Genomic DNA, 24,579 nt, shown 5'->3' on the forward strand with positions numbered 1-24,579 from the left:
CACTGTGGATAATTCGGATACTCGGCAGATTTCCGAATTTGTATGAAAAACAAGTTAGGTGTTGCAATGATAATTTACCTTGATATTTGCTGTTTTAATCGACCGTTCGATGATCAAAGCCAACTGCTCATTCACTTGCAGACGGAAGCGAAGCTGTTTGTTCAGCAAGGGATTCGGGATGGTGCGTTTGCTCTGGTGTGGTCGGCTATCCTTGATTTAGAAAATGATGCTAACCCTGACAGGGAACGGTGTAATATCATCAGGGATTGGCGGCAGTTTGCAAAACATGACATACCCACGACTGTAGAAGTAGAGGCATTAGCGGAAACATTACAGGTCATTGGAATCAAAGCTATGGATGCATTGCATGTTGCTAGTGCTATCCATGCTGGTGCTGCCTATTTTCTGACAACAGATAAGTTCGTTTTACGCAAGTTGCGTGATGAACAGCGTATCAAAGTGTTTGACCCTGTTGAGTTTCTCCGACATTTGGGGGATTTAGATGATGAAAACTGATAATGAAGTTCGTACTCAAGGCATTCAGCTTTTGTTTCGACATTTGGGCGAAGTTGATGCCGAACGTTTTATTTCTCTAATCAATCGGGAGCGTTTCGATTACACTCGTTGGCGCAGAAATCAGTGGGAAGGCGAAACGGTGGCTTCGCTGGCGGCTAAAGCGCGAAAAATGCGTGAACAGGAACAAAAATCACATTAAATGTATGAACATTCTTGACCTCGACCGCCGCCACGTCTGGCATCCTTTCACGCAAGCCCAAACCGCGCCCGATCCCATTCCGATTGCATCCGCGCAGGGTATCCGCCTTTACGCCGAAGACGGGCGCGAATTCCTCGACCTGATTTCCTCATGGTGGGTGAATATCCACGGACACGCCCACCCCACGATTGCCGCCGCCATTGCCCGCCAAGCGCACACGCTGGAACAGGTGATTTTCGCCGGATTCACGCACCAACCCGCCGCGCAACTGGCACACGAACTGGTGCAACGCTTGCCGGTTGGCCTTACCCGCGTGTTTTTCAGTGATGACGGTTCAACAGCGGTGGAAGTGGCGTTGAAAATGGCACTGCAATATTGGCGCAATCACGGCGAAACTCAGCGTACCCGTTTCCTCGCCTTTGAAGGCGGCTATCATGGCGACACAGTAGGGGCGATGTCGGCGGGTAAAGGTTGCGGGTTTTTTGACACTTACGGTAGCCTGTTGTTTGAAGTCGGTTTGTTACCCTTCCCCGAAACGTGGGATGGCGATACGGCTGTAGCCGCCAAAGAGCAAGCCGCCTTAGCACAGCTTGACGCTTACCTTGCTGACCACGGCGAAACCCTCGCAGCCGTTATCATGGAGCCGTTGGTGCAAGGTTCCGCCGGGATGCGCATGTGCCGCCCCGAATTTTTGCAAGCCTTAGCCGCGCGTTTGCGTAAAGCCGGTATCTTACTGATTTTTGATGAAGTAATGACGGGTTTTGGGCGCACGGGTGATATGTTCGCCTCCCTCAAAGCGCAAGTGACACCGGATATTATTTGCCTGTCGAAAGGGCTGACAGCGGGGTTTTTGCCCATGTCGGTGACAGTAGCCAGCGAAGCCATTTACGCGGCATTTTTGGGGGAAAGCTTTGATCGGGCGTTGGTGCATGGGCATTCTTTCACCGCGAATTCCTTGGGTTGTGCGGCAGCGTTGGCATCCTTACAAGTATTTGCCGATGAACAGACGCTGGCAAAATTGCCGCGAATCGAACGCTGGCAACGGCAAGGGCTGGCAACCTTGGCAAGGCATCCGTTGGTGCAGCGCGTGCGGGTCACGGGAACGGTTGCAGCGTTCGACGTGGTGACAGAGGATGCGGGTTATACCTCGGCAATTGGGGCGCAACTCAAAGCCTTTTTCCATGAGCGCGGCTTATTATTACGCCCGTTGGGGAATGTGGTGTATGTGTTGCCGCCGTATTGTGTGACCGAAGCGGAGCTGAAACAGGCTTATGACGTAATACTGGAAGGCTTAAACTCTCTATAAAATTTATATATTGAGATTGCATTTAATTAGTTTTTTAGATTTATTAATAATTAAATTGGATAATATATTAGAGCTTTGCTGCTATATTTCTAAATAAGATTGAGTTTATAATATTTTTGAATATTAATATTAACTCGATAAAGCGACGGGAGATTGTTTATGCCAATTATTTCTATCTATAGCCAGCTCAATAATGATGGATTAACCGTTAAGAAAATTAGTATTGCCGTATCCAGTGTATTGTTATCAACAATATTGGGTGCTTGCAGCAGTAATAATAATGGTGCATCTGAAACGGGTGATAGTAATGGTGCAGGAACAGTGGTAGCGACTGCGAGTGCTGACCCTAGCACCAGCAATACTACCGGCACGGGTTCAACCGGTACAACAGACAACGGCACGGGTGGCACGATTGCTGGTGGTAGCTCAGGCACTGGCACGGGCGGAACAACGGGTGGTGATGGCACTGATACAGGCGGCACAACCGGAGGTGATGGCACTGGCACGGGTGGCACAACGGGTGGTGATGGCACGGGTACAGGCGGCACAACGGGTAGTGATGGCACGGGTACAGGCGGCACAACGGGTAGCGATGGTATTGGCACTGGCAGCACTGGCTTCCCTTCCTTGTTTGTTAAATTGGACGTTAATGGTGGTGAATTACCAGCAGATGCCGATACGTGGAGTTGTATTCTGGATACCAAAACGGGCTTAATCTGGGAAGTCAAAACCAACGATGGTGGCTTGCGTGATAAAGATTGGCGCTATCAATACGACGGCTCCTCTGGTTTGACGCCAGCAGGGACTGAATACCCTTGTACGGGGGTTTATGCGTGTAATCCAATGTCGTACATAGAAGCTTTAAATACTTATGGCGTCTGCGGTAAAACTGATTGGCATTTACCGACTGACGCTCAAATGAGTGGCGTAGGCGAGCCGCAATCTGAACCACCGCATATTAACTTGGCGGCTTTCCCGAACTTTAATACGGATTTGCCTTACTGCATTGCGAAATCAAACCCCGGTCATTACCAAGGCATTCATTTTGGCATGGAGATCCCTGAAGGGGCTGATTTGCTGGATGCTTTAAAAGTGAACATGTCGGATTATGATTTTCAGTGCCGAGTATTGGCGGTTAGCTATTAATAATTAAGTAAGCAATAATTTTGATGAAAAAGGTGTTGGAGTTAAAGGTTTAGTCCAGACTCCAACACTATTTTGTGAAAATAAATCTATTAGGCTGATAAATCAAATCCAGTATCATCTTATTCAATCTGTTAAAAGTAATGCTGAAGACTGTGCTATAAATAATGCGCGAGGTTAATTTCATTACTGATTAATAAGGATATTAAGTTTATGGATAATAAACAGTGCCAATCAATAAAACGTATTACTGGTTTACTCATGATCAGCTTATCAGGGTTAGCAGGCTGTTCATCTTTGGATAATATGCGTGCTTTGAATAGTAATACGACGAGCACAGCACTCAATGCCGGTGACATTGCGGATTATGCCGCTAATCAAGAAGCCGTGTATCAAGCCTTATTGAGTTTAGCGGGTCTCCCCGAACAACCGGCAACAATCGATGAATGGGGTCAAGTCATTATGGCTGGCGTGCAGTATTCCAATCAAAAATGCGAAAACTATTTAGAAGCAGTGGATTGGGCGAAGCAAGGTCGGCAACGTGATAGCAATTTGCTGGGTCAGGTTGGTACGTTCACTAACGGGGTCATGGGCATTACGGATGCCAGCGCTCGCGACTTAGCGCTGACAGCCGCCGCTTTTGGCGCTACCAGTGTTGGTTTTAATACCTTGAATCAAGATCCGCTGGCGGGGTTAGAAGCTTCTGCCGTGCGCAGTGTTGTGCACACCGCGCAACAGCAATACGTTAAAGATTTGGATTTCAACCAATACACCAATCGCATTAGTGCTTTTAATGCGTTGCAAGGTTATATCCGCTTGTGTATGCCGGGGAATATTGCCGCTGAAGCGAATCAAGCTGTACGCAATACGAAAACCGTTGATTCAACGACTGTTGACGCATTAGCCGTGCCAGCCATTCCTTTTATGCCGCCGCAATAATCCATTAATAGGCCACCGACCGCTACGGTATTAACGGCTGTAGCGGCTTATTTACCAAATACTTCGCGCTGCAACCCATTTAATTGCACGATTCGCGCATTCAGGTTGAGACTAATGCCGCGCCATAAAGAATCTTGCCCTTCGCGGGTTTCCAAATGCGGCATAATGGCTTCTTCAATCATGCGCGAGTGTTCAATATCCAGCTCGATATGCCCGACAAACAATTCAAGCGCATCATCATCCAAGCCCGGTACAGTACGCAAGCCAGTCAGTAACAGGCGGTAATACGGTGGAATCGGCCATTCACCGGCAATGCCTGCCACCCCGACGGCTGCCAGCCAGTCAGTGCCTTGGGTAAGGCGCATCATGGTGTCAATGTAACCTTGCTGTTCGGGCGTGATTGGCGGGTTGGCAATCTCTTCCGGGCTGCAATCCACGGCGCGTAGCAGCTTGCGGTAAACTTCCATGTGTGATTTTGACGGGTCGCCATTGCCGTATTCGTCGTACAAAATATCCGCCAGCACCGCTTGAATGCGCTCATCGGGGGTCACGCCCAGCGCATTCGCCTGATACAAGCGGGTGCGCAAAATATGCGGGTAATACAATAGCGCGAAGGTGCGGGCTTGTTGAAACGTCAGCGCTTGTGTCGAAAACTGTTGCAGGAACGGATGGCGCAGGAACGGGTGGTTATTGACCCGTTCTTTGAGTTCTTGCAGGAAAACAGGTGCGTTCATGTGCGAGTGCCTTCTAAAATGGGGGAGTTGCGTAACTGTAGCAGCAGTGTGCGGCAAAGCCGAATTTTCCATAAGTTTCTACTGATATACCACCGGAATGATCAAGAAATTGCTGATTTTTACCCGAGCACTCGCCATTGCGCTGTTTCATGATATGCATCAGGGGAGCATTACGCTGCGGGCGATGGGCTTGGTCTACACCACTTTGCTGTCGTTAGTGCCGTTGCTGGCGCTGAGTTTTTCAGTGCTCAAAGGTTTCGGGGTGCATAACCAGATGGAGCCGTTGTTGTTGGCACTGTTAGAGCCGATGGGGGATAAAGCGGAGGAATTGACCCGTCAGGTATTGGGTTTCGTCGATAATGTGCAGGTGGGGGTGTTGGGTGTCGCGGGCTTGGCTATTTTGTTCTACACCGTGGTATCGCTGATGCAAAAGGTGGAAGAAGCGTTTAATCACGTCTGGCGGGTGAAGCGTCAACGTTCGATATTATTGCAATTTCGGGATTACCTGAGTGTGGTGCTGGTGGGGCCGGTGTTGATCTTTTCGGCGTTAGGGTTATGGACGGCGTTGGCGAATTCCGCGTGGTTGCATTCGTCGGCGGTGTTGGAAACGGGCTTGGCGGTATTGGTGCAATTGAGTCCCACTCTGTTGATTGTTTTGGCCTTTATGTTTATTTACCTGTTTATGCCGAATACGCGAGTCAAGCCCTTGGCGGCATTCGGCGGCGCATTGATGGCGGGCATTGTGTGGCAAGTGGCGGGGTGGTTGTTTGCGGCATTTGTGGTGAGTTCGGGGCAGCAAACCGCGATTTATTCGATTTTCGCCAGCTTGTTTTTATTCATGTTATGGCTGTATGTGGGCTGGATTATTGTGCTGACCGGAGCGCGGCTGGCGTATTATTTTCAGCACCCGGATGCGGTGTATTTGCCCCAGCAACCCACTGAAACCAGTGCGCAAACCCGCGAATTGTTGGCCGCAGCGGTATTGCGCGAAGTCGGGCAACGCTTCATCAGCAAACAAGCACCGCCGTCATTGGATGCGCTGAGCCATGCGATTCCGGTATCCCGTTTGCTGTTGGAAGAATCGTTGGACGATTTGGTCAATTACGGCCTTCTCAGCCGCGATGATGATGACCCGACGCATTATTTGTTACGCATCAGCCCGGAAACGCTCACGGTGGCGGATATTCGCCGCTGTTTTTGGCAAGGGAGCAAGCAGCAACAACGGCAAGCCACGCAAATCCAGCAGCAGACGGGGTTTAGTGAGGCGCAATTGATCGCGCTGGATAATAATCCGCACCTGACACTGCAACAATTGTTAGCAGCACCGGCCTCAACGCAACCCTGACAAGTCAAATAATTGCCCGTATTCGCGCATGGCGTAGCGGTCGGTCATCCCCGCAATAAAATCAGCAATGGCGCGTGCACGCCCGGCATCGCCATCTTCTGCTTCGTAACGTTTCGCAAACGCTTGGTATTTTGGCGTCAGCAAGCGGGTGTCTTGCAAATATGCGTCAAATAATGCCCGTACTACTTGGCGTGCTCGCCAAGTCATGCGGTATACCGTGGGGTGAAAATACAGGTTGTCGCGCAGGAATTTTTTCAGCCCGTTTTTTTGCTGGCGCATGTCATCGCCGTAGCGCATTAATGCAAGCGGTTGGGCGCGAACTTCTGCCAAGGTTTGTACCCCGGAGGCTTGGATGGCGGCTTGGCTGCTTTCGATTAAATCCACCACCATACGCCCGATCATGCGCCGCAAGGTTTCGCGGATCAGGCGTCGGCCTTGCAGTGCGGGGTATTGTTGCAATACGGCTTGGTATTCTTGCGCAAATACTGGCACTTGCTGCAATTGTTCCAAGCTGATTAAGCCGGAGCGTAAGCCATCTTCAATGTCGTGGTTGTTGTAGGCGATTTCATCCGCCAGATTGGTGAGTTGGGCTTCCAGCGTGGGTTGGGTTTTATTGAGAAAGCGTTGCCCGACATCGCCCAACGTTTGAGCGTGTTTGAGGGCGCAGTGTTTGAGAATGCCTTCACGGGTCTCAAAGGTGAGGTTGATGCCGGGAAAGTCGGCGTAGCTGTCTTCCAGCACGTCCACCACTCGCAGCGATTGCAAGTTGTGTTCAAACCCGCCGAAATCTTTCATGCAGGCATTGAGTTCGTCTTGCCCGGCGTGTCCGAACGGGGTGTGGCCTAAGTCGTGGGCGAGCGCAATCGCTTCGGTGAGGTCTTCATTCAAGCCCATGCTGCGAGCGACTGAACGCGCAATTTGCGCCACTTCCAATGAATGGGTTAGGCGAGTGCGGTATAAATCGCCTTCGTGATTGACGAATACTTGGGTTTTGTATTCCAGCCGTCGGAACGCTTTGGAGTGAATAATGCGGTCGCGGTCGCGCTGGAATTCGGTACGGTATTGCGGCGGCGCTTCGGGATAACGCCGCCCTTGGGTGTATTCCGGTTGAGCGGCATAAAGGGCGGTGGTTGGCATTTCAAACTCCGGCATGGCTGTGGGTGAAATGCCTTAGTGTAGGGCGCTTAAGGTTTGCTGGGAATAGTGAGCGTTCGTGGTAATATGGTGTGGTTAGTCGCTTAAGTTGGAATTATGGAAGAGAGTCTGTCATTTGTCGTCACGCTGGAAGGCGGTTCACCATCGGTGCAATTGGTTGTTCTCGAAGGGTATAGCCACCCGGATCGCATTATGGAAATCCCGTTTGGATTGCTGGATTTTCGTGCGCTGGTGCGCAGTGCTCAGGCAACCGGTGATTATTGGATCGTGAATACCACCCCCGATTTACCGGAATTTCAGGTCGAATCCGCCATTTTCGTGCGCCATCGCGATGATAAAATCCTCTGGGACGTTGTGTATGAGCATTATGAGCCGTTTCTTGACGTTGAATTGGCAGATGATGAGGATGACGAGCCGCTGGAAGATTTTGATGAAAATGTCATTACGCTGACTTTTGACCCGTTTCAATACGTGAGTGCGCTGTATCAATTTTGCCAGCTTTACCCGCAATTCAGGCCGGTAACATTTCAGCCCAAATCGACGGATGAATATTTGCGACTTGAGCAATTTTTACCGCAGTTACACATTTTGTGGCGGCGTTACGGCGAAGAGCAAGGTTCGGTAAGTGCCGATGGCTTATTGATCAGTGAAACCGATAGCTTTGCAAAATATGCAGAAGAGCAGTGGACGGATGAAGTGCTTCGCGCTCTATTGGAAATGCGCTTTGGGAAGATTTTGGGCAACATTGATGAATATTTGAATTCATTGCCAGCGGATGTGTTGGCGAAATTGGAAGCGGACAGCGCCAGTATTGAGCAGGCGCTGAATGAACGCTGGGAAAAGCTGGTTAATTCCCTAACCGAAGAAGAAGCTGAGGCGTTGGAAAATGATCAGAGCCAAAGCAAATTTCCTAACAGCTTAAAATTACGCTTGATGCGCGAATTTTTGGCGGGAAATCCTTCGGTGTTGTTGGGTCATGCGCATGTGGCAGGTAAGCACAGTGACACGCCAGACAAGGTAATCAGTCTGGAGTCGTGGAAAAAAGATAAAGATTCCCACGCCCAGCCGCCACAATCGAATCAAGACGAATAAGATTCCGACCGCTGAAAGTGGGTAAACCGCAACTGCTGAAGAGTGAGCAATTGCGGTTTTTTCTGTTATGGCTTGCGTGCTTTTAAGCCGAAGATTGCCAGTAAACCTAACAAGAGTGCGCTTAGTGGCAGGCTACCGCCACCACCAGCGTTGGTTGATGCGGCTACTTGAGGTTCGCTCGATGTATTGTTGGTCGTGTCAGTATTGCTGCTGCCGGTATTAGTCGATGTGTCGGTATTGCCGCTTGTACTCGGTGCTTGTTGAGTGCGGTGTTTCAGGCGCTCAATGACATTGCGAGTGATGCGTGCTACTTGTGGGTCATTTAAGCCTTCGCCCCACGATATGGTGGGCGCAACAAAGACCGTGCCGCTAGTGGCGGTGGGTTTAAATACCCCAAGGGTTCCCCAGCCTTGCCCGTTGTGATTATTAGGCACGATACCGGGTGTCAACGAAGGAGAGTTGATCGCGTATGCCGGGGTTGTCGCTAAAATTTGAAAGTTAGTGGGTGTGCCATCTTCGCCAGTGACGACAGGTTTGCCATTCACCATTTTGAACAATGCGCCATCAACTTCATAACCAACCGTTTTATGCCCAAAGACACCTTGATTGCTTAACCCAGTACCCTCAAATGCCCAATGAGAAGCATCGGTTACGGTAAAGCCTTCGTTAAGATAATGACGGTTTGCGCCTTCGGTGTAATTCGCATAGCCACCGTGTCGGAAACTAACCCCGGTGGAGAGATTCTCTGGTCTGTTAACCGGGGAGGTGAACCAGTTGGTGGTAACGCGACTATTATCACTTTTCAACGGATCATTGTTGGCATTTTTGTAACAGATCATGTGCTTATTGTCGGCACTGAAACGCACTTGCCACCACATGGTATTGCCACTAAAAATAGCTGCATTACCACCCGCCGCGAGGTAGTTATCCCAGTTATCGCGCATTTCTTTTGACCAGTACTCATTATGCCCAACGAGTATGACTAAGTTGTAATGGCTCAGTAATGCGGGGTCACGGTGCAGATCCATCATCGACGCGGCTTCGTAGCTAACACCTTGCTGGTCAAGCCATTTGACAAATTCACGGTGTTCTGTCCACTGTCCGCGCCCAGTCGGGCGTTCCATTGAAACTTCGGGTGATGCGCCATTGATGGAGTTGAAGCCATACATGGACTTACCGCCAATGGGGGAGTAGGCAATTTTCGTGGGTAAACTGTCCAGCACCAACACTTTGGAATGGCTGCCCGGTTGTGCCGACTTGATCGCAACGAATTCAGAATAATTGCCAAGATCATTCTTGAAATTAAGTTCGTAAATACCACTCGTCAAATGCGAGGGGATGCCAACGTTATAGGCAGAACCCCAGTTCAAATCATTGTAGCTGTTAGCACTAGGGGTATAGTTACCTGCGCCACTGAAAGAAGCGCTCGTGACGGCGTTAGGATCTTTGTTGCCTGCACGTTGCATGTGTATGGCAAAATTAGGTAGGGTGCTGGCGACATGGACGCGCATTTGCCCACCGGTTTGTACCGTACCCGCTTCAATATAGCCACAAATTTCCGTGAATACGTCGCCATTTCTAAAGTCACAGGAAACAGCAAACGCACTTGGTGAAAACAGTGTCAGACCAAGCAAGCCCACCGTGCCAATCAGCCCTGTCGATAATTTGCCAGTTGCGGTATGAAGGTGATTGGGTAATATAGTAGCCATATAATCTTCTCCAGGATCGCTTCCCATAAGTCAATCCTTTGTTCATTGGGGTTATAAGTATAGTTATTTTAATCCAAATCCATAGATTTGCATTAATTTACATCATTGTTTTTATTTATGAGCGAATGAGAATACCAAGATTAGACTACATAGCTTCATGAAGAAGCATTCATAAACCGATAAAGTGAAATGATTTCACGATGTGCAGAGTGTCTTTATAATGCGAATGGGGATAAGTCATTCACAGTAAGAATGACATTCAGCACTATCATCAGTGCCATGATAGCCATGGCGACGTATAAATTTTTAAGTGAGCGTTCCATTGTTATCGTCCATTTTGTCTGAGTGTTTGTCGGTTGCGAAGTAGACGCTATTTTATAACGATCCTCAAGCTTGCGAATGATCGTGAACACTGGGGTTTTCCCTTGTAAATCCAATATTTGTAATATTTTCCGACAAACGGTGTTGTTAGCGGGTAAACGATTGTTCCCATTGTGGTGCAAGGTGCAGCAGAAAGTCCCGATTCAGTGCAACCCAGATAATTAATGGTGCAATCATTGGCAACAACAACGTGCCGACCTGATACCCTAGCGCAATGAAATCTGCTTCAGTGGGGGAAATGCTTTGCTGTGCTTGAAATGCCGCCCCAACGTCAAAGGTCAAGGTTTTCAGGACACTGAATGTCATGCTGAATATTTCAGTCGGTAGAATCAAGACGATGCCCCACAGCAGATTCGACCATTTGCGTGCGCTTGGGGTAGCGAGCATTAACGCCGCCAGCAATGGTAAGCTGTAGCTGTAAATCAATGGGTTCAAGTGAAACCCTAGCACGTCATCACCCACCGGTGGCGAGACGATCATCCCAGTGCTATCGTGTCCAAAATTAGAGGCCAACACTAGCATGTGTCCGTCTAAACGTAGCCACATGAGTGCGTCAGGCACAACGATGCTCACGAGTTTGCCGGTTATCAACGTGATAGGGGCAAGATGATAAGTGGCGCTGACATACCACAGGAAAAACGTGAGTGGAAAAAAAATCAGTACGCCCAACATAAAGCGGTGCAGGGGCTTGTGTGTCATGCTACTGCCTCGGCTGATTTTGTTTGGCGCTGTTGCCCCGGTAAATAACGAATCCACACCAAGAAGACGATAAGGGCATCCAGCATAATTAAGGCTTGCCAAATGTATAGATGTGCCCAGTCGAATAACGCTTGGCTCCATTGTCCAAGGTAAAATAAACTAATGATTCGCAACAGATTCATGCCTTGGATGGCAATAAAGCCCCACAATAACCCCGTCAGCTTGTACAGGAAGGGGGCAGGGAACGCCATAATCGCCGCCAGCAATACAATCATTGCCTCAACCCCATTGCACCCCGGCTCAATCGACACCGCAAAGCCATTCACCGTACTGCGCACGACTTTACCGGCGGTAGCTACATTAGGGTCGAACGCGGTCATTAACCAACCGCTCACGTCGGCTAACACGCTTGTCCAAGGCAGGATAACGGCGGTTTGCACGGGTTGAAGCATTTCTACCCCAAACAAAACGCCTTGCACCAATAGAAACAACAGAAGGAAACGTACCATAGCCCACTTTCTTTTATTTTTATAACGCTATTATTTTAACTGATGTGTTGATGGAAAGGTAGCGTTTAAATCTGCCGTATGGTGATGTCGCCAACGCTGGGTGTCTTGTTGCACGTACCGCAGCGGCGGCGGGTCGCGCATTCACTTTTCATAATGCAATGCCCGATCCAAAATAAAATGATGCCACACAGCGTGCAAACGGCAACAAACATCCAGTTGATGTCTTGATGGCGTTCAAACTGGAGTATGGCTCCCATGCTGCCAATGCCCACCAGCAACAATAAAGCCACCCATCGGGCAATGCGCATGAAATAAAATACGATGGATTGTTGGCATTCTACGGCTTGTGCATTCACACATTTCGCTTGCTTTTTCATGATCTGGAACTCCCTGAGTTAACCCTTTGAGATACATCCTGCAACAATCGTACCACCCCGTCGGCTGACTGTAGCCTGTTTTCAGGGAACTTAGCCAATAAGCCATTCAATAATGGCTGATAAGTAGATAGGTTGTCAGGCAAGCGTGGTATGGGGGCAAGTGCATGTTTTTTCAAGAGTTCAGCCAATGTATTGGACTCATAGGGTTTGTGACCAACCAGTAACTCATACAGTATTACCCCTAGGGCATATAAATCGGTACGTTCGTCTGGCGGGTCGCCGATAATGCGTTCAGGGCTTATATAATAGGGTGTGCAATAGATTTCATCTTCACGCAAAAACCCGCTGGCAACCAGCAAACGGGTTTCCAACCCAAAATCCAGCAAAGCTAAGGATTGATCATTGCGCACAATGATATTGGAGGTTTTAAGGTCTTGATGCAGCAATCCAATGCCGTGAATCACTCCCAAGGCAAGCGTGATTTCCTCAAACCATTGCAAGGCTTGCGCTAACGGTGGAGTACCCGATGTAGCCAAGTGCCGTCGCAACGTGACGCCCTGCACGTATTCCATGATCATGTAAAGAGCGCCAGACGCTATTCCTGCATCCAATGGTCGCACTAGCCCAGGGTGGGCAAGTAAACCTAAAGCTTTGCTTTCTAAAATGAATTCGTCAACTAACTCGTGTGATAAGTGACTGGCATCAAATTTGAAGCGCTTGATCACCACCGGCAAGCCATTGGAATGATGGGCCAGCAAAATGACGGCATTGTCGCTTTCATGCAGCGTGTTGACGTATTGATAGCCCGGTAATGCCAGCGGATACTGCGCCAATAAAGGGTGTTTCACGCCGCTGTTCCTGTGTGGTTGCTCATTAGCCCTCGCTTGCAAGGTGTTGGTGTTATGATCGGCCTCTACAACTAGTGTAGGACATTCGTCACGGGTGTGTCGTCTTACCTAATGTTAACGGGGAAATTCAGTGCAATCCGAATTGACAAACTGGCCTGAGTCACCCATAATTCCGCGCTTTTCTATGGGCATCTGCCCAAGATCCTTGCCTCACCATTCATGGGAGGCTTTTAACCCGAAAGGAAACTGTCATGAGACATTATGAAATTGTCTTTCTGGTCCACCCGGATCAGAGTGAACAAGTACCTGCGATGGTAGAACGCTACCGTAGTATGGTGCAGGAAAGCGGTGGCGCAATCCACCGTTTAGAAGATTGGGGCCGTCGCCAATTGGCTTACCCGATCAACAAGCTGCATAAAGCACATTATGTGCTGATGAATATCGAATGCGGCGCGGAAACACTGGCTGAACTGGAAAGCATTTTCCGCTTCAATGACGCGGTTATCCGTAATGTCACCATGCGCACCGACAAGGCTATCACTGAACCATCCCCGTTGAGAAAAGACGCGGAAGGCAAGCCTACTAGACGTATGCGTGAAGAAGTACTGTCCGATGATGATTCATCTGACGACGAATAATTACGGTTGATCTGGAGATAGTTTATGTCACGTCAATTCCGCCGCAAAAAATACTGCCGTTTCACGGCTGAAAAGATCACCGAGATTGATTACAAAGATCTCGACATCCTGAAAAGCTTTATTACCGAGACCGGTAAAATCGTACCTAGCCGCATTACAGGTACTAAAGCGATTTATCAGCGTCAACTGGCAACCGCTATCAAGCGTGCGCGTTTCCTCGCGTTGCTGCCATACACTGATCAGCACAAGTAAAAGGTGAGTACGATGCAAATCATTCTTTTGAAAAAAGTGGAAAACCTCGGCACATTGGGTAGCGTTGTATCCGTGCGTCCTGGTTATGCCCGCAACTTCCTGATTCCGCAAGGCAAAGCGCAAATGGCGACCAAAGCCAATATGGCCGCTTTTGAAGTCCGTCGCGCTGAATTAGAAGCCGAAGCCGAAGCGATTCTGGCAGCCGCACAAGCGCGTCGTGATCAACTGGCTGAGATGGTGTTGACCATCAAAGGCAAAGCAGGTAACGAAGGCAAATTGTTCGGTTCGGTTTCCAATATCGAAATTGCCGAAGCCATTCAAGCCGCTGGTATCCAAATCGAACGCCGTGAAATTCGTATGCCGGATGGCGCGATTCGTCATCTGGGTGAATTTGACGTGGGCGTGCATTTGCACGCTGAAGTCGATACCACCATCAAGGTTGTGGTTGAAGCAGAATAATACCTGCATTCATCACACCCGATGATCAATGCCCCGTCATGTTTGAATGCGTGACGGGGCATTTTCATTTATCCACAGCTTTCCCACCGTTCTATCCCTAACGCTTGCCGCTAATTTTCGTTAAACTGCACCCATGGCAGACTCATACGAATCCCTCAAAATCCCCCCCCACTCCATCGAAGCCGAACAATCTGTTCTGGGCGGCTTGTTGTTGAGTGGCTTAGCTAATGACAGTACCGCGTGGGATACCATTGCGGATAAAATAATCGAAAGCGATTTCTATAGGCAAGACCATCGCCTGATTTTCCGCGCTATCGCCGATTTGGTCGAAGACAGCAAACCGCTGGATTTGGTCACGGTGTCCGAATGGCTCAAGCAGCGTAATGAACTGGAAAATGCCGGTGGCTTTGCTTATTTGGCGACAATGGCGAAAGACACGCCCAGTGCCGCCAATATCCGTGCGTATGCTGACATCGTGCGTGAAAAATCGGTGCTGCGCCAATTGATCAGTGTGGGGACAGGCATCGCCGATTCCGCCTTCACTGCCCAAGGTCGCCCCAGCAAAGAATTGCTGGATGAAGCCGAACAAAAGGTTTTCAAGATCGCAGAGCAAGGCACACGGCAAGGCCAAGTATTCAAACCGCTGAAAAGTCTGCTGAAAGTTACCTTGGCGCATATCGAGGAATTAAGCAAACTCGATACCAATATTACCGGCGTTTCCACCGGCTACAGCCAATTGGACGAAATGACCTCAGGTTTGCAGAAAGGGGATTTGATCATCGTGGCGGGCAGGCCATCCATGGGCAAATGCATTGTTACTGGCAGCCGCGTACTGGATCCGCTCACGGGGCGTTTGGAAGTTATTGACGATTTGGTTGCCCGACAACAAGGTTCATTGGCTACGCTAAACGCACAGATGCGTTTGCAAGTCGCGCAACCGTCGCAATATGTTGATGATGGTATCAAACCCGTTTTCCGGGTACGCACGGCGCTTGGGCGTGAAATCACCACCACGCTGACGCATCCTTTTCTCACGATTGAAGGTTGGAAGCCATTAGCGGATATTCAGATCGGTAAACGCATTGCAGTACCCCGTATTTTGCCGTTTTTTGGCAAAGGCACGCTGTCAGAACAGCGCACTAAACTCATTGCTTATTTTTTAACTGATGGTGGCTTGACGCAAAGTTGCCCGCAATTCACCAATATTAACCCTCGAATTCGCCAAGATTTTATTGCCGCACTCGACGATTTTCCGGGTGTGCAATGGCGCTTGGAAGACAGTAAGGGGCAACGCACCCCCAGTATCCGTGTTGCAACCGATACCGTATTTCAGCACAAAGCAAGGCAAGATTTTGCCGCACGTTTTAAATACCGCTTGCAAGAACTTTCCCTAAGTTTGAATGCATTAGCGCGGCAATTAGGCGTTGCCGTGGCAACGGTACATTATTGGTCAGTAGGGAAAGCAGTTCCTGCTGGGGATATGTTCGGTATTTTGTGTCGGCAACTTCAGCTAGAACCCTCTGCCTTGATGCCACATGGCAGTGCTGCCACTACCCGTTCTGCGCCAAATCCGGTGACGGAATGGTTACAAACGTTGGATTTGATGGGCAAAAATGCTTATGAAAAGCGTATACCGGCGCCTGTATATGAATTGCCGCGTGCATTGATGGCGGTTTTTTTGAACCGGGCGTTTGCGTGTGATGGCAGTGTTTACGTCCAAAACGGTGTTCAAGCGGGTATTTCCTATAGCACGGTTAGCTATGCATTAGCGCGGGATATGCAGCATTTATTGGTACGTTTTGGCATTCTTGCGAAATTACGCCATCGGCAAGTGCGGTATCAGGGCGAGTATCGTGCCGCTTATGAATTGCGTATTACACATCAGCAACACGTTCGCCAATTTTTAGAAGAAATTGGCGTGTACGGTAAAGAAGAAGCCGTGCAAAAAGCCTTGACGGTCAGCCAAGAAAAAACACCCAAAGTCATTTTAGATACCTTGCCAAGCGAAACATGGGCAATTGTTGCAGATTGCAAAAGCGATTTGACCTGGGCGGAATTAGCGCATCGGATGGGGCGTAAACCCGGACATAATTTCCATGTGGGTAAGCGCGGCATAGGTCGTGAGTTATTGGCAGAAATGGCAGCCGCGTTATCATCCGAGACACTTGCTACGCTTGCGCACAGTGATCTTTATTGGGATGAAATTGAATCCATTGATTATTTGGGTGAACAGCAAGTCTATGACTTGAGCGTACCGGATACGCACAATTTTGTTGCGGATGATGTGTTGGTACATAACACCACTTTTTCGATGAACATCGCCGAATACGCCGCTGCGCACAAAAAACTCCCGACTGCCGTATTCAGCATGGAAATGCCCGCCGAACAGCTCACTTTGCGTTTGCTGTCTTCGATGGGACGGGTTGACCAACACCGCATTCGGACGGGAAAACTCACCGACGAAGATTGGCCGCGCATTGCCACGGCGGTGAAAATTTTTGCCGATGTTCCCATGTTCATCGACGACAGCCCCGCACTTTCCCCAACCGAAGTTCGCGCCCGCGCCCGCCGCTTAATGCGTGAACACGGGCAACTCGGCTTGATTGTGCTGGACTACCTGCAACTGATGCAAACCGGCACGAGCACCGACAACCGCACGGCGGAAATTTCCGAAATCTCACGCGGTTTGAAGTCGCTGGCAAAAGAACTCGCCGTTCCCGTGATTGCATTGTCACAGCTTAATCGCAGTTTGGAACAACGCCCCAATAAACGCCCAGTGATGTCGGATTTACGTGAATCTGGCGCTATAGAACAGGATGCTGATCTAATTATTTTTATCTATCGCGATGAAGTCTACAACCCCGAATCCCCCGACAAAGGCACGGCAGAAATCATCATTGCCAAGCAGCGTAACGGGCCGATTGGCAGTTTGCGCTTAACGTTCCTCGGTAAATACACCCGTTTTGAGAATTATACCCCTGACATTTATACCCCAGGATTTGAATAATTGTTACAAACCGCTACACTGCCAGCATGAAACGATCTGCACGCGCCATTATTGATACTGCTGCACTGCGGCATAACCTTGCACGCTGCCGCGAAGCCGCACCTAATAGTTTGGCAATGGCAGTGATCAAGGCCAATGCTTACGGGCATAATATGCTCAAAGCTGCTGAAACCCTTAGCAATGCTAACGGTTTCGCGGTCTCATGTTTGTCGGAAGCGACCGAATTGCGCCAAGCCCGCTTTATCCACCCGATTTTGGTGTTGCAAGGTTTCAATCATTTGCAAGGCATGAAAGCTGCCGCCGAACATCGGTTTCGGGTTGTGCTGCACGATCTTTCCCAACTGGAATTACTCGATAATGCGCCCGCCTCGGTCAAAGTGGATGTTGCGCTGAAACTGGATACCGGGATGCACCGTCTGGGGTTTCCGGTAGAGCAAGCGCCGCACTTATTCGAGCGCTTAAGCAAGCACCCGAACGTCAAGCCCAACCCGTGGTTGATGACACACATGGCGTGTGCCGACGACTTGGATAGCGACAAAACCCCGCAACAACTGGAGCGATTCGCCAAATACACGGCTGGTTTGCAAGCACCGCGTAGCATCGGCAATTCCGCCAGTATTTTGGGCTGGCCGCAAACCCATGTGAATTGGGTACGCCCCGGCATTATGCTGTATGGCTCTTCCCCGTTTGTGAATGGCGATGCCAAGCGTGACGGTTTACAGCCGGTAATGAGCTTGGTTGCGCCGCTGATTTCGATTCACACCATTCCGCAAGGCGAAAGCATTGGCTACGGGGCAAGTTGGGTATGCCCAGAAGACACCCGTACCGGCATCGTGGCGATTGGTTATGCAGACGGCTACCCGCGTCATGCGCCAACCGGCACGCCAGTCTGGATCAATGGCAAGCAAACCCGTCTGCTAGGGCGGGTGTCGATGGATATGATCGTAATCGACCTCACCGCCATTGAAGCACGGGTGGGTGATCAGGTGGAATTGTGGGGAAAACACCTGTCTGTTGACCGGGTTGCGCACGCCGCTGGGACGATTAGTTACGAAATCCTGTGCAATGCAGGTAATCTTTGCAAGCATGAATATCTTTGATTGAATAAATATTTTTTTATTGCTGATAATTAAATAAGAATTTGCTATCCTATTTTTTGAACACATTAATCAAATCATGGATGGGCTTGGAATGGCAGCAACAATCTACACCGTAAAAAGTGGTCGCCGCGAACAAATGAAGCGTGAACTGATTGGTCTAGTGATTGGTACTACGTTGTTGATGGCGGGTATGGCTTTCCTGTTTTCGCAAAGTATTGTCGCCAGCAGCACCAGCGAAACCTTGGCTAAAATTGCTGAGACGCCAAGCGTAGCCACGGTTTCCGAGCCAGCCGTAACCGCAGCAGTGTTAGAACCGGTAACTGCGCCCGTTCTTCCTGCGATTAGCCCAACAGTGGCAGTTATCGCTGATCAAGTGGCACCGGTGACAACCGCTGTGACGGTTCCAGCATTAGCCGCACTCACGGAAACACCACCGGAAACGCCAGAAAATACCCCTGCTGCTCCCGCAGAAGTATCAGAAAAAATAATTGAGCCACCCGCTGCTACGGGCTGGATTTATGCCGGACAATTTGCCAATGGCAAGTGGTCGGAACAAGGTTTGAAAATTGGCGCGGAATTGCCCGTCAGTGGCGCTAAATATGCATTAACGTGGGGTGCTACTGTGCGTGAAAATCCCCCCGGCAAGCGTAGCGAAGGGGGCGGCAAGTTAAGTAAATCGCTTGGCAATGTAGCACCCGGTCGTGAAATTGAAGTGGTGCAAGTCAAGAAATCGGGCAGCAAAGGCCATATTTGGCTGGAAATTAAATACCAATAATAACCAGCGCTGATACGTATGGTGCTAGACTTGCAACTATTCTTGAGTTGCCGTTGTCTCTATTTGCATCATGATATTAAGTATTCGCACCAAACTGTTTATGGCTATCTTCCTTGCCTGCCTGCTGATTGCGGGCGGGTTGGGTGGCATTTTGCAATACCGGCTTAATCGCAGCTTTCTGGATTATCTCAATGAACAGGAAAATCGTTCGCTAACGCAACTGGAAAGCCGTTTAGTCGACGTCTACGAAGCCCGTGGCAGTTGGGAAGAACTTGAACAAAATCCCCAGCTCTGGACATCCATCCTCCTATCAGCGGTACGCAGCAGCTTTTTTCCGGTGAATGGCGACAAGTTTGGTGCTGAACCGCTACCACCCCCCATGCGTGAACGTGACCATGAATCAGGCAGGATGCCCCCGCCACGGGTGCACATTGCGCAACGCATGGAGCGCTTTGTCGGGCGCATTGTGTTATTGGATGCCAAACGCGCCGTGGTGAAAGGCAGTAGCCGCTTGGGTGTGCCAGACAATTTGCTGGAACTAAAGTCAGCGGGTAAAACCATTGGCTATTTGGGAATGCATCGCCGCCAAAGTCTAACCGAAAAAGTGGACGTGGACTTTGCGGAGCGTTTGCAACGCACGGTGTGGTTGGTGGTGTTGCTACTCGCACTGCCCATGGCGGGGCTGCTATCGTTTTTATTGGCGCGGCATTTGGGCAAGCCGATTCAAGCTTTGCGTAAGGGGACGCGCCAACTCACCGACGGCAATTACAGTTTGCGCATGACACCGCAAGGGCGTGATGAGCTGGGCTTGCTGACCCGCGATTTCAACCAATTAGCGGAACGTTTGCAGCAAAATGAGACCTCGCGCAAGCAGTGGATTGCCGATATTGCACATGAATTGCGTACCCCGCTGGCGATTTTGCGCGGCGAAATTGAAGCGCTGCAAGATGGCATTAATCAGCCGGATACCGCTACCCTGGCTTCGTTGCATCAGGAAGTGAGCCATTTACAGCGCTTGGTCAGTGACCTTTATGACCTTTCGATGTCAGACAGCGGGGCGCTCAGTTATCACAAGGAAACGCTTGATATTGTTGCGTTATTGCGTGAAACCCTGACCTTGCACCATACCGTTTTGCAAGAACAGGGGCTACAGGTGCAAACCCAAGGTTTGGCGCAGCAAGCCGTACTGGTGCAAGGCGATCCGCAACGTTTGCAACAATTGTTCAAAAATTTGTTGGAAAACAGCCTGCGCTATACCGATAAGCCGGGGCAATTACACATTAGCAGCCAGTTGCAGGCAGAATGGATGGATATTTTGTTTGAAGATTCCGCGCCGGGTGTGCCAAACGAAGCGCTGCCACAATTGTTTGAACGTTTATTCCGTGTGGAAAGTTCGCGCAACCGTGCGACAGGCGGCGCTGGTTTGGGCTTGAGCATTTGCCGTAATATCGTTGAAGCGCACGGTGGCACGATTAGTGCGGCTCATGCAGCACTGGGCGGGCTGCAAATTCGTGTTCACTTACCGCTGCACCGCTAATGGATAAGGGCATGGAAGCGATGGAACAGATTCTGATTGTCGAAGATGAACCCAAAATTGCCGATTTGCTGCAAAAATACCTGCAAAATGCCAATTATCGCACCCATTGGCTTAATAGTGGGCTGGGAGTGGGGGATTGGGTACGCCAAACACCGCCCAGCCTCATTTTGCTGGATCTCATGTTACCCGGCAAGGATGGCTTGGAAGTGTGTAAGGAAATTCGCCAGTTTTCGCTGCTGCCGATCATTATGCTAACGGCACGGGTCGAGGAAATTGACCGTTTATTGGGCTTAGAACTCGGTGCAGATGACTATATTTGCAAGCCTTTTAGCCCGCGTGAAGTGGTGGCACGGGTCAAAGCAGTGCTACGACGCGGGCAGATTATGCCCAGCGATACCCTTAGCATGGCTATCCATTCCAGCCCTAAGACGGCTTTGCTGGCATTGGATCGCGACCGTTTATTGGTCAGGGCAGGGCAACAGGAAATCACCTTAACGCTGGTGGAATTTGAATTGCTGGCAACCTTGCAACAACAACCGGGCAGAATCTTCGGGCGTGATCAACTAATGAATAAGGTGTATACCGATAATCGCATTGTGTCTGATCGCACGATTGACAGCCATATCAAAAAGTTACGTAAAAAACTGTCAGAAATATTGCCGGATCAAGAACTCATCCACTCGGTTTACTCGGTGGGTTACAAGTTCGAGGTATGACTTCCGCATTGTTTGCACAATTGCAGCAAATTTGGTGCGCAATTCACCCGTACTATGTTCCTCATCAACCAAGTCACACAAAAGGGACATAACATGAAAAAAGTATTAATGGCAGCAGCACTGATTGGCGCACTGGGCGTTTCCGTGGCATTTGCGGATCACGATTTCGGCGGCGGTAAAGGCGCTTGTGGTGGCAAAGGCGGGCATGGCGGCTTCGGCGGGCGCGGCGCGATGATGGGCGAAATGCTCACTGAAAAGCTGAAGTTGGATGACGCTCAAAAAGCCCAGTTTGACACCATCAAGCAAGAGCAACGCGCCAAAATGGAAGCCATGCGCACCCAAATGCAAACGCAAATGCAGGCCCTGCAAACGGAGAACGAAGCCAAGATTGCGGCAATTCTGACCCCGGAACAGGCAACAACGTTCAAGCAAATGCAAGAGGAACGTCAAAAACGCCAACAAGAGCGCTTGGAAGCGGTTAAAAAGCGTCTTGAAAGCAACACTTTCTAAACAACTCAATACAACGACAATAGGAAACACTACGCATGAAAAAAGCATTAATCATCACGTCTTTGGTTGCCTTGTTAGGCACATCCGTTGCAATGGCTGACTACGGTTTTGGCGGCGGCAAAGGCATGGATCGCATGAAAACATTCCTCGGTCTGAGCGACACCCAAGCGGCGCAAGTGGATAGCATTATGCAAGACCAGCAAGCCAGAATGCAGGCATTGCGGGATGAAACCAACCAGCGCATTCAGGCACTGTTGACGCCGGAACAAGCAGCTAAATTCCAAGAAATGGAACAGCAACGCGGCGAACGCAAAGGCAATCGCATGGGCGGTTTTCAAGGCAATGCACCAGCACCAGCCGCACCTGCTGCGGGTAATTGGGGTGGTTTTTAAGTTGGTTTGATTTTTTCGCTGGTCTTATTTTGAGTCATATTTCACCTCGCTTCGGGCAGTCTATGGACTGCCCATTTTTTTGTTGCCAAAAAAATTTATTTATTTTAAGGATTTATAAAATAAATTCAATAAAGCTAATTCACTAAAAATTTCCTTAATAAGCACCTGTTGCTGATTAAAATAAGTTAAAAAAATCTGTCTATCTGAAAAAGTTGACTAGAATTAGCGTAACACATTTCAGAACAGTCAACAGGGAAGGTGAATATGTTGGACAGTACCGCAGATAATGATGATCTGACACCACTGCAAGAATACGTGATTGCCGGTGTAGTTATCCTATTGTTTGGCTTGCTTTATTGGTTTTTGAATCATGGCGACAGTGATGAAGCGGCTTTGATGGCGGCTAATACTTCAACGCCGCAAGTGGTCATGCTGGCAGCACCACAAACACCTGTGGCAACAGCAACAGCGGAAGTTAATGACGCAAACGTAGCGCCGGATGCCAAAAAAACTGACGATGGTAGCGCAACGCTAAGCGCTAAAACCGCGCCAGCACCGCTTCAAACCACACCATCCCCCGTGCCTGATATATCGGCAACACCTGCTGCTGCCACGCCTAAAGCAGCCACATTGGAAGCCGGGCCAGTTGGTTCTGCGAGTGCCAATGCAGGGCTGGCGTTTCGCGATGCCATTATTCAGCGCGAAGTCAATAAGCCGATTGTTTTCGACGAAATTAAATTTGATTCGGGTTCGAGTAAGCCGAATAACCAATCCAGCACGCAGATTCAGCAAGTGGTGGCGTTGTTGCATGCAAACCCCGGCATCAAATTATTAATTCGCGGGCATACCGATGAGATTGGCACTGCTAAAGATAATACCGAGTTATCGCTGATTCGCGCTAATGAAGTCGGTGTTGCGTTGGTTCAAGCGGGTATTGACCGCAAACGTTTGCGCATTATGGGCATGGGAAGTTCAGAGCCGATCAGTATTGACAATACGGATGCGGCGCGTGAGCGTAACCGCCGCATTGATGCTTTAATTCTTAAATAATCGACAGGAGTAATCACTATGGATGGAATGTCATCATCTCTCACCACGATGCTAGGGAGCTTAGCCTCTGGTAAATTGGGTCATGCCTTGATTGGTTTGGCCATTCTGATTGTGGGGCTGGTTATTGTCAGCTTTATTGCGGGCTTTATCAGACGTATGTTGGGTAAAGTGGGTTTCTTGCAGCGTTCTAATTTAGCTAAGCCACTGGCTTCTTTGATCAAAGCGTTGCTAACCATTTTTGTATTGATGGCAGTGTTACAACATTTTGGATTAACCGATGTGTTAGCGCCGCTAAAAACCATGTTGAATAAATTCCTCGCAGCAGTTCCTAATATTATTGGGGCGGGTGTGATTGGTTACGCCGGTTGGGTAATCGCGAAAATCGTTTCAGAATTAACCGGTGTTGCGCTCGGTAAAGTTGACCGTCAATTGGCGCTTAAAATGGGCGATCAAGGTACACAAGGTGTGAAGTTGTCTAAAATTGGCAGTTCATTCATCTTTGCGGCTATTTTGATTCCGATTGCGGTTAGCGCTTTGGGAGTTTTGAATATTCCTTCAATTACAGAACCTGCGTCTGAGATGTTGAATAAATTGTTGGCGGCGATTCCCAACATTATTGGCGCAGGCATTATTTTGGCTGTCACCTATTTTGTGGCTAAGTTTGTGGTGTCGATGCTGACGAGTGTGTTGGATGGTGTCAATATCAATGGTATGCCGCAAAAGTTAGGGTTAACCGGTGTATTTAGCGACTCATTTACCCCGACTAAATTGATTGGCAATGTCATTATGTTTTTTGCGATGTTGACGGCAGCAACGGCGGCAGTCAATACGTTGGGTATTGAGATTATCTCCAATATCTTTGCCAAAGTGCTGGAGTTTGGCGGTGGTATTCTGGTAGGCGGCGTTATTCTGTTGGTGGGTTATTTCCTGAGTACCTTGGCTTATAATAAATTGAGTCAGTATGGTAGTGCGGGAATTGCCAGTATTGCGCGTTTCGCTATTTTAGGGCTGGTGTTAGCGATGGGGCTGCGGGCAATGGGGCTGGCGGATAATATCGTGAATATGGCATTTGGCTTTACGCTGGGTGCGGTGGCGATTGCAGCGGCATTGGCGTTTGGCTTAGGTGGGCGTGAAGCGGCTAAGCGCATTGCAAATAGCTGGGCGGATAAAATCCAATAACAGCGTTTGATG

Annotated in this window: 26 protein-coding genes; 19 read left to right on the forward strand and 7 right to left on the reverse strand. The window is 49.4% G+C overall.

Features of this window, described 5'->3' with window-relative positions; all coding sequences use genetic code 11:
• Nucleotides 1–42: 42 nt before the first annotated feature.
• The 5 genes from HMY34_RS18270 to HMY34_RS18290 all read left to right on the forward strand — a co-directional run bounded on the left by HMY34_RS18270 (nt 43) and on the right by HMY34_RS18290 (nt 4,103).
• Nucleotides 43–516: a PIN domain-containing protein gene (locus tag HMY34_RS18270; RefSeq protein WP_202716845.1), complete on the forward strand. Its 474-nt coding sequence runs from the start codon at nt 43–45 to the stop codon at nt 514–516.
• Nucleotides 503–715 carry a hypothetical protein gene (locus tag HMY34_RS18275; RefSeq protein WP_228287914.1) on the forward strand — a complete coding sequence of 71 codons (213 nt, stop codon included), beginning with the start codon at nt 503–505 and terminating at the stop codon, nt 713–715. The genes HMY34_RS18270 and HMY34_RS18275 overlap by 14 nt, the downstream gene beginning before the upstream one ends.
• A 4-nt stretch (nt 716–719) precedes the next feature.
• A complete protein-coding gene (gene bioA / locus HMY34_RS18280; protein WP_202716846.1) occupies nt 720–2,021 on the forward strand; it encodes an adenosylmethionine--8-amino-7-oxononanoate transaminase in 1,302 nt (433 codons plus the stop codon).
• Between the two features lie 159 nt (nt 2,022–2,180).
• The gene (locus tag HMY34_RS18285; protein ID WP_202716847.1) at nt 2,181–3,167 is read left to right on the forward strand and encodes an Lcl domain-containing protein; all 987 of its coding nucleotides are present in this window, start codon (nt 2,181–2,183) and stop codon (nt 3,165–3,167) included.
• A gap of 258 nt (nt 3,168–3,425) precedes the next feature.
• The gene (locus tag HMY34_RS18290; protein ID WP_202716848.1) at nt 3,426–4,103 is read left to right on the forward strand and encodes a hypothetical protein; all 678 of its coding nucleotides are present in this window, start codon (nt 3,426–3,428) and stop codon (nt 4,101–4,103) included.
• A 47-nt stretch (nt 4,104–4,150) separates the two neighbouring features.
• Here the strand turns inward: HMY34_RS18290 and HMY34_RS18295 are convergent, their stop codons facing one another.
• Complete coding sequence (locus HMY34_RS18295) at nt 4,151–4,837, reverse strand: iron-containing redox enzyme family protein (protein ID WP_202716849.1); 687 nt, start codon at nt 4,835–4,837, stop codon at nt 4,151–4,153.
• 109 nt (nt 4,838–4,946) lie between these two features.
• Between HMY34_RS18295 and HMY34_RS18300 the strand changes: the two genes are divergently transcribed.
• Nucleotides 4,947–6,182 carry a YihY/virulence factor BrkB family protein gene (locus tag HMY34_RS18300; RefSeq protein WP_228287915.1) on the forward strand — a complete coding sequence of 412 codons (1,236 nt, stop codon included), beginning with the start codon at nt 4,947–4,949 and terminating at the stop codon, nt 6,180–6,182.
• Here HMY34_RS18300 and HMY34_RS18305 read toward each other — a convergent pair.
• On the reverse strand, nt 6,168–7,319 hold the full coding sequence (locus HMY34_RS18305; protein WP_202716851.1) for a deoxyguanosinetriphosphate triphosphohydrolase: 1,152 nt from the start codon (nt 7,317–7,319) through the stop codon (nt 6,168–6,170). The genes HMY34_RS18300 and HMY34_RS18305 overlap by 15 nt on opposite strands.
• Nucleotides 7,320–7,433: 114 nt before the next feature.
• On the opposite strand from HMY34_RS18305, the gene HMY34_RS18310 reads away from it, so the two are divergent.
• Nucleotides 7,434–8,429 carry a hypothetical protein gene (locus HMY34_RS18310; protein ID WP_202716852.1) on the forward strand — a complete coding sequence of 332 codons (996 nt, stop codon included), beginning with the start codon at nt 7,434–7,436 and terminating at the stop codon, nt 8,427–8,429.
• A 65-nt stretch (nt 8,430–8,494) separates the two neighbouring features.
• Here the strand turns inward: HMY34_RS18310 and HMY34_RS18315 are convergent, their stop codons facing one another.
• The 5 genes from HMY34_RS18315 to HMY34_RS18335 form a co-directional block, all read right to left on the reverse strand.
• Nucleotides 8,495–10,138 carry a N,N-dimethylformamidase beta subunit family domain-containing protein gene (locus HMY34_RS18315; RefSeq protein WP_202716853.1) on the reverse strand — a complete coding sequence of 548 codons (1,644 nt, stop codon included), beginning with the start codon at nt 10,136–10,138 and terminating at the stop codon, nt 8,495–8,497.
• A 468-nt stretch (nt 10,139–10,606) separates the two neighbouring features.
• Nucleotides 10,607–11,218: an exosortase H-associated membrane protein gene (locus HMY34_RS18320; protein ID WP_202716854.1), complete on the reverse strand. Its 612-nt coding sequence runs from the start codon at nt 11,216–11,218 to the stop codon at nt 10,607–10,609.
• Nucleotides 11,215–11,727 (reverse strand): exosortase H, encoded by a 513-nt coding sequence (gene xrtH / locus HMY34_RS18325; RefSeq protein WP_202716855.1) that lies wholly within the window; start codon nt 11,725–11,727, stop codon nt 11,215–11,217. Before xrtH ends, HMY34_RS18320 begins: the two co-directional genes overlap by 4 nt.
• Nucleotides 11,728–11,792: 65 nt before the next feature.
• Nucleotides 11,793–12,104 carry a hypothetical protein gene (locus tag HMY34_RS18330; RefSeq protein WP_202716856.1) on the reverse strand — a complete coding sequence of 104 codons (312 nt, stop codon included), beginning with the start codon at nt 12,102–12,104 and terminating at the stop codon, nt 11,793–11,795.
• On the reverse strand, nt 12,101–12,952 hold the full coding sequence (locus HMY34_RS18335) for a serine/threonine protein kinase (RefSeq protein ID WP_202716857.1): 852 nt from the start codon (nt 12,950–12,952) through the stop codon (nt 12,101–12,103). Before HMY34_RS18335 ends, HMY34_RS18330 begins: the two co-directional genes overlap by 4 nt.
• Before the next feature lie 251 nt (nt 12,953–13,203).
• Between HMY34_RS18335 and rpsF the strand changes: the two genes are divergently transcribed.
• The 12 genes from rpsF to HMY34_RS18395 all read left to right on the forward strand — a co-directional run bounded on the left by rpsF (nt 13,204) and on the right by HMY34_RS18395 (nt 24,567).
• Nucleotides 13,204–13,590, forward strand: coding sequence for a 30S ribosomal protein S6 (gene rpsF / locus HMY34_RS18340; RefSeq protein ID WP_202716858.1), 387 nt, complete (start codon nt 13,204–13,206; stop codon nt 13,588–13,590).
• Nucleotides 13,591–13,614: 24 nt separating this feature from the next.
• Nucleotides 13,615–13,842, forward strand: coding sequence for a 30S ribosomal protein S18 (gene rpsR / locus HMY34_RS18345; protein ID WP_028489389.1), 228 nt, complete (start codon nt 13,615–13,617; stop codon nt 13,840–13,842).
• Between the two features lie 12 nt (nt 13,843–13,854).
• Nucleotides 13,855–14,301 carry a 50S ribosomal protein L9 gene (gene rplI, locus HMY34_RS18350; RefSeq protein ID WP_202716859.1) on the forward strand — a complete coding sequence of 149 codons (447 nt, stop codon included), beginning with the start codon at nt 13,855–13,857 and terminating at the stop codon, nt 14,299–14,301.
• Nucleotides 14,302–14,434: 133 nt separating this feature from the next.
• The gene (dnaB, locus tag HMY34_RS18355) at nt 14,435–17,308 is read left to right on the forward strand and encodes a replicative DNA helicase (protein WP_202716860.1); all 2,874 of its coding nucleotides are present in this window, start codon (nt 14,435–14,437) and stop codon (nt 17,306–17,308) included.
• A 26-nt stretch (nt 17,309–17,334) separates the two neighbouring features.
• Nucleotides 17,335–18,408: an alanine racemase gene (gene alr, locus HMY34_RS18360; RefSeq protein WP_202716861.1), complete on the forward strand. Its 1,074-nt coding sequence runs from the start codon at nt 17,335–17,337 to the stop codon at nt 18,406–18,408.
• A 91-nt stretch (nt 18,409–18,499) separates the two neighbouring features.
• Nucleotides 18,500–19,183: a hypothetical protein gene (locus HMY34_RS18365; protein ID WP_202716862.1), complete on the forward strand. Its 684-nt coding sequence runs from the start codon at nt 18,500–18,502 to the stop codon at nt 19,181–19,183.
• Nucleotides 19,184–19,253: 70 nt separating this feature from the next.
• Nucleotides 19,254–20,720, forward strand: coding sequence for an ATP-binding protein (locus HMY34_RS18370; protein ID WP_503663872.1), 1,467 nt, complete (start codon nt 19,254–19,256; stop codon nt 20,718–20,720).
• Between the two features lie 11 nt (nt 20,721–20,731).
• Complete coding sequence (locus HMY34_RS18375; RefSeq protein WP_407701841.1) at nt 20,732–21,436, forward strand: response regulator; 705 nt, start codon at nt 20,732–20,734, stop codon at nt 21,434–21,436.
• 93 nt (nt 21,437–21,529) lie between these two features.
• Nucleotides 21,530–21,946 carry a Spy/CpxP family protein refolding chaperone gene (locus HMY34_RS18380; protein WP_202716864.1) on the forward strand — a complete coding sequence of 139 codons (417 nt, stop codon included), beginning with the start codon at nt 21,530–21,532 and terminating at the stop codon, nt 21,944–21,946.
• A gap of 35 nt (nt 21,947–21,981) precedes the next feature.
• Entirely contained in the window at nt 21,982–22,338 is a 357-nt protein-coding gene (locus tag HMY34_RS18385; RefSeq protein WP_202716865.1) for a Spy/CpxP family protein refolding chaperone, read from the forward strand.
• A 264-nt stretch (nt 22,339–22,602) separates the two neighbouring features.
• On the forward strand, nt 22,603–23,388 hold the full coding sequence (locus HMY34_RS18390; protein ID WP_202716866.1) for an OmpA family protein: 786 nt from the start codon (nt 22,603–22,605) through the stop codon (nt 23,386–23,388).
• An 18-nt stretch (nt 23,389–23,406) separates the two neighbouring features.
• Nucleotides 23,407–24,567 (forward strand): mechanosensitive ion channel, encoded by a 1,161-nt coding sequence (locus HMY34_RS18395; protein WP_202716867.1) that lies wholly within the window; start codon nt 23,407–23,409, stop codon nt 24,565–24,567.
• The last annotated feature ends 12 nt before the right edge of the window (nt 24,568–24,579 follow it).

The sequence above is a fragment of the Thiothrix subterranea genome (genome assembly GCF_016772315.1).
Classification (GTDB): domain Bacteria; phylum Pseudomonadota; class Gammaproteobacteria; order Thiotrichales; family Thiotrichaceae; genus Thiothrix; species Thiothrix subterranea.